This window comes from Albimonas sp., from assembly GCF_055129145.1.
Genome location: NZ_JBSRTQ010000213.1, coordinates 1 through 5,388, shown reverse-complemented (window position 1 = coordinate 5,388; position 5,388 = coordinate 1). Strand labels below are relative to the sequence as shown.

At 73.5% G+C, this 5,388-nt stretch carries 6 protein-coding genes; 5 read left to right on the top strand and 1 reads right to left on the bottom strand.

Features of this window, described 5'->3' with window-relative positions; all coding sequences use genetic code 11:
- Positions 1-126: 126 nt before the first annotated feature.
- Genes lgt through ACTB72_RS20250 form a run of 4 tightly spaced genes read left to right on the top strand, consistent with a single transcriptional unit; the run spans position 127 to position 4,118 of the window.
- Entirely contained in the window at positions 127-1,011 is an 885-nt protein-coding gene (gene lgt / locus ACTB72_RS20265) for a prolipoprotein diacylglyceryl transferase (protein ID WP_463038834.1), read from the top strand.
- Positions 1,008-2,159: a class I SAM-dependent methyltransferase gene (locus ACTB72_RS20260; protein WP_463038833.1), complete on the top strand. Its 1,152-nt coding sequence runs from the start codon at positions 1,008-1,010 to the stop codon at positions 2,157-2,159. The genes lgt and ACTB72_RS20260 overlap by 4 nt, the downstream gene beginning before the upstream one ends.
- Positions 2,160-2,187: 28 nt before the next feature.
- Complete coding sequence (gene pgeF, locus ACTB72_RS20255; protein ID WP_463038832.1) at positions 2,188-2,970, top strand: peptidoglycan editing factor PgeF; 783 nt, start codon at positions 2,188-2,190, stop codon at positions 2,968-2,970.
- Positions 2,970-4,118 (top strand): M24 family metallopeptidase, encoded by a 1,149-nt coding sequence (locus ACTB72_RS20250; protein WP_463038831.1) that lies wholly within the window; start codon positions 2,970-2,972, stop codon positions 4,116-4,118. Before pgeF ends, ACTB72_RS20250 begins: the two co-directional genes overlap by 1 nt.
- A gap of 6 nt (positions 4,119-4,124) precedes the next feature.
- On the opposite strand, the gene ACTB72_RS20245 is transcribed toward ACTB72_RS20250, so the two are convergent.
- Positions 4,125-4,622 carry an Lrp/AsnC family transcriptional regulator gene (locus ACTB72_RS20245; protein WP_463038830.1) on the bottom strand — a complete coding sequence of 166 codons (498 nt, stop codon included), beginning with the start codon at positions 4,620-4,622 and terminating at the stop codon, positions 4,125-4,127.
- A 193-nt stretch (positions 4,623-4,815) separates the two neighbouring features.
- Here ACTB72_RS20245 and ACTB72_RS20240 point away from each other — a divergent pair.
- The coding region (locus ACTB72_RS20240) for an ELM1/GtrOC1 family putative glycosyltransferase (RefSeq protein WP_463038829.1) at positions 4,816-5,388 on the top strand (573 nt) is incomplete at its 3' end.

Sequence of the window (5,388 nt, the reverse complement as noted above, 5' to 3'; positions counted from 1 at the left end):
GGCGGCGCCGCCGCCCGGGGGCCGCGTCCCGCGCCGCGCCGCGACCCCGGTTCGCTGGCCTTCGCGCCGCGCAGGCGCCATGACTGCGCGGCGGGCGCTCCGGCCCGGCCAACGGGCGGAGACCCCATGTTCGCCATACCCTTCCCGAACATCGATCCGGCGATCTTCTCGCTTGAGGTCGGGGATTTCAGCTTCTCGCTGCGCTGGTACGCGCTGGCCTATATCGTCGGGCTGGTGCTCGGCTGGCGCTATGTGGCGCGTCTGATGGCCCGCCCGGCGCTGTGGCAGGGCCCGGCCCCGATGGCCCCGGCCGAGGTGGAAGAACTGCTCACCTGGATGGTGGTCGGCGTCATCGCCGGCGGCCGGCTGGGCTTCGTGCTGTTCTACCAGCCCGCCTATTATCTCGCCCATCCCGCCGAGATCCCGGCGATCTGGAACGGCGGCATGAGTTTTCACGGCGGGTTTCTGGGCGTGATCGCCGGCGTCGCGCTGTGGTCGCGCGTGAAAAGACGCCCGGTGATGGAGGTGGGCGACGCGGTGGCCTGCGCCGCCCCCATCGGCCTGCTGCTGGGGCGCATCGCGAATTTCATCAACGCCGAGCTCTGGGGCCGCCACACCGACCTGCCCTGGGGGGTGATCTTCCCCAATGGCGGGCCCGAGCCGCGCCACCCCTCGCAGGTCTACGAGGCGGGGCTGGAGGGGGCGTGCCTGTTCCTCATCATGTGGTGGCTCGCCACCCGCGCCGGCTGGCTGAAGCGGCCGGGCGCGATGATCGGGGTGTTCCTGGTGGGCTATGGACTGGCGCGGTCCGTCGTCGAGTTCGTGCGCCAGCCCGACCGGTTCATGCAGACCGAAGGCAACCCGCTGGGCCTCGCCTGGCAATGGGGGCCGGAGGCGGGACTGACCATGGGGCAGATCCTGTCGATCCCGATGATCCTCGCCGGGATCGCGGTGATCGTCGCGGCGCGGCGCGGGATGTGGGCGCGGGAGCGGGCGGAGGGGGTGGAATGAGCCCCGAGCCGCCGCTGCTGCCGCTGATCCGGGCGCGGATCGCGCAGGGCGGGCCGATGCCGCTGTCGGAATACATGAGCCTCTGCCTCGGCCATCCGCGCCACGGCTACTACATCGCCCGCGACCCGCTGGGCGCGGCTGGGGATTTCACGACCGCGCCCGAGATCAGCCAGATGTTCGGCGAACTGCTGGGGCTGTGGCTCGCGCAGGCCTGGATCGACCTGGGGCGGCCTGCGAAGGTTGTGCTGGCCGAGCCGGGGCCGGGGCGGGGCACGCTGATGGCCGATGCGCTGCGCGCCGGCGCCGGGGTTCCGGGGTTCGCGGCGGCGGCGCGCCCTCACTTGATCGAGACGAGCCCCGCGCTCCGCGCCCGTCAGGCCGAGGCGCTGGCGGGCCGCGATCCGCTCTGGTTCGAGCGGTTCGAGGATCTGCCCGACGACGCCCCCCTGCTGCTGGTCGCCAACGAGTTCTTCGACGCGCTCCCCATCCGCCAGTTTCTTCGCCTCGGCGGGCGCTGGCGGGAGCGGGTGGTCGGGGTGGATGCGGAGGGCGCGCTGACGCTGGGCCTCGGCGGCGCGGCGCCCTGGGACGGGGCGGGGCCGGAGGGGGCGGTGGTGGAGACCTGTCCGTCGGGCGAGGCCGCGGCGGCCTGGATCGGCGCGCGGCTGGCGCGGACCGGGGGCGCGGCGGCGGTGATCGACTACGGCTACGGCGCCCGCCCGCCGCAGGGGGGCGACACGTTTCAGGCGCTGCGCGGGCACGCTTTCGCCGACCCGCTGGAGGCGCCGGGTCTGGCGGACCTGACCGCGCATGTGGATTTTTCGGCGCTGGCCCGGGCGGCGGAGGGGCAGGGCGCGCGGGCCTGGCCCTTGGCCACGCAAGGCGCGTTTCTGGAGCGATTGGGGATCACAGCCCGGGCGCAGGCGTTGGCGCGAACGACGTCGCAGGCCGCCGCGCGCCCCGGCTCGACCGGGGTTCCCCACCCGCCCTCCCTCACCCCGCTCGAACCGGGGCGCGCGGCGGCGGAAGATCCTGTTGAAGCCATCATCGCGGCGCATCGCCGGTTGACCCACCCCGAGGAGATGGGCGACCTGTTCAAGGTCCTCGTCCTCACCGGCCCCGCGCATCCGCGCCCCGCCGGGATCTGAGCGCGGGGGCGCGAAACGGGAGCCCGCTATGACCGACGCCGATCTCCGCCCGCTGACCGCAAGCAGCCTCGCCCCCGCCCGCCACGGGTTCTTCACGCGGGAGGGCGGCGTCTCGGGCGGGATCTGGGCGGGGCTGAACTGCGGGGCGGGGTCGAAGGACGATCAGGCCGCGGTGGCGGAGAACAAGGCGCGGGTGGCCGCCGCGATGGGCGTGGCGCCTGACCGGCTGCTCTTCCTCCACCAGATCCATTCCGACCGGGTGCTGACCGTCGAAGGGCCCTGGGGGCCTGGCGCGGCGCGCGAGGCCGACGGGATGGCGACGGCCGAGCCGGGGCTGGCGCTGGTGGCGCTCGCCGCCGACTGCATGCCGGTGCTGTTCCTGGATCCGGAGGCGAAAGTCATCGGCGCCGCCCATTCCGGCTGGCGCGGCGCCTTGGGCGGGGTGCTTGAGGCGACGCTGGCGGCCATGGAGCGCCTCGGCGCCGACCGCGGCCGCACCCGCGCCGTCATCGGCCCCTGCATCTCCCAGGCCGCCTATGAGGTCGGCCCCGAATTCCTCGACGACTTCGCCGCCGACGACCCCGAGGCGACGCGTTTCTTCGCCGGCGGCCCCAACGGCCGCCCGATGTTCGACCTGCCCGGCTATGGCCTGCGCCGCCTGCGCGAGGCGGGCGTGGGCGAGGCCGAGTGGCTGGGTCATTGCACCTATCGCGACGAGGCCCGCTTCTATTCGAACCGCCGCGCCGTGCACCGGAGCGAGGGCGACTACGGCCGCCTCGCCTCCGCCATCGCCTTGCCGGTCCCCGCCTGATGCTGCATTTTTCCCCTGCCGAATTCGATGCCCGCGCCGACGCCCTGCGCAGGGATATGGCCGCCCGCGGCCTCGACGCCCTGCTGCTCTTCGCCCCCGAAAGCCAATACTGGCTGACCGGCTACGACACCTTCGGCTACTGTTTCTTCCAGTGCCTCGTGGTGACGCCCGAGCGGATGGCGCTGCTGACCCGCTCCGCCGATCTGCGGCAGGCGCAGCTGACCTCGACGCTCGCCGATATCCGGATCTGGAAGGACGGCGCCGGGGTCGACCCGTCGGCGGACCTTTGGGCGATGCTGGCGGACCTCGGGCTCGCCGGAAAGCGATTGGGGTGGGAGACGGACACCCACGGTCTGACCATGGCCAACGGCAAACGGGTCGAGGCGCGGCTGGCGGGCCGGGCGACGCTGGTCGAGGCCTCGGACCTCGTCCCCGCCCTGCGGCTCGTCAAAAGCCCCGCGGAAATCGCATGGGTCCGCGAGGCGGCGCGCATCGCCGACGCCGGTTGGGAGCGCGCCTTCGCGGCGATGGGGCCGGGGGTGGAGGAGGCGGAGATCCTCGCGGCCCTCCAAGGCGGCATGTTCGCGGAGGGCGGGGATTATCCGGCCAATCCCGCGATCCTCGGCTCCGGCGAGCTGGCGTTGCTCTGCCGCTTCCAGTCCGGGCGGCGGCGGCTGGATGCGCGCGATCAGGTGACGGTGGAATGGGCCGGGGTGGCGCGGCAGTATCACGTCGCCAACATGCGCGCCGCGGTGATCGGCGAGCCCCGGCCGGAGCATATCTCGATGCACGCCGCCGCGCGGGAGGCGCTGGAGGCCTGCGAGGCGGCGCTCGTCCCCGGGCGGCCGATGGCGGATGTGTTCGCGGCCCACGCGCGGGTGCTCGACGCCCACGGGCTTGCCGCGCATCGGCTCAATGCCTGCGGCTACAGCCTCGGCGCCCGCTTCGCGCCCAGCTGGATGGATCCGCAGATGTTCTACGAAGGCGCGCCGACGATCATGGCGGAGAACATGGTGTTCTTCCTGCACATGATCCTCGCCGACAGCGACAGCGGCGCCGCGATGAGCCTCGGGCGCACCAGCCTGATCGGGCCGCAGGGGGCCGAGCCGCTGTCGGCGCTGTCGCTGGAGCTGCCCGTGGCGGGGTGAGGGCGGTCAGTCGGCGGCGGAGCGGGCTTCCAGCACGTCGAAGGGCACGCCGGGCTGCCACTTGGTCTCGCGGATCACCAGCGAGGTCTTCACGCCGGCGACGTTGGGGGCGGACACCAGATCGCCGGTCAGGAAGCGCTGGAAGGTCGACAGGTCCGGCGCCACGCATTTCAGGATGAAATCGATCTCGCCGTTGAGCATGTGGCATTCGCGGACCAGCGGCCAGGACCGGGCGCGGTCCTCGAAGGCGTTCAGGTCGGTCTCGGCCTGGGAGCGCAGGGAGACCATGGCGAAGACCCCGACCTCGAAGCCCAGCTGCCGCGCGTTGACCCGGGCGTGATAGCCCTCGATGAACCCCGTCTCCTCCAGCGCCCGGACCCGGCGCAGGCAGGGCGGCGCGGAGATGCCGACGCGGCGCGACAGCTCCACATTGGTCATGCGGCCGTCGGCCTGCAGCTCGGCGAGGATCTTGCGGTCGATGGGATCGAGCTTGGCGGGCGGCATGAGCGGTCCTGAACGGGGGCGGCCGTCGCGTCCCCGGATGCGTGGCAGGGGGGCGCGGCGCAGGCGCGCCGAATTGCGTAGGTCGGGCGCGACAATGCAATGATGTTGCGCATGAGCGCAAGATTCGGAAATGGAGTCGATGCGAAACCAGGGCGAAGGACGTGACGTAAGAGCCGGCTGCGACGTCTGGTTGGTGACCGACGGTCGTCCGGGGAACGAGAATCCGGCCCGCGCGCTCGCCCGCGCCTTGCAGGCGCATGGCTATGCCCAGGCCGAGATCCGGCGCGCCGTCCCGCGCGGCTGGGCGGCGCGGGCGCCGGCCTGGGCATGGTCGATCCCGCCCGCGCGGGCGGGGGGCTGGCCGTTCTCGGCCTATCTCGACCCTGCGGCGCTGGCGAGGCCCTGGCCGGCGCTGGTGATCTCGGCCGGGCGCCGGTCGGCCCCGGCGGCGGCGGCCATGAAGGCGCTGTCGGGAGGAGCGACCCGGGCGGCGCAGATTCTCGACCCGCGCATGGGGGCGGGGGCGTTCGATGCGCTGATCCTGCCGGAACATGACGGGCGGACCGGGCCGGGGGTGCTGACCACGCTCGGCGCGCTGTCGGCGGTGACGCAGGAGGGGGCGCGCGAAGCGGCGGCGCCTTGGGCGGCGCGGCTCGAGGGGCTGGCCCGCCCCCGGCTCGCGGCGCTGATCGGCGGGCCGTCCGGCTCCAACCGCTGGGGCGAGGCGGAGGGGCGGGCGGTGCTGGCCGCGCTGGCGGCGGCGGAG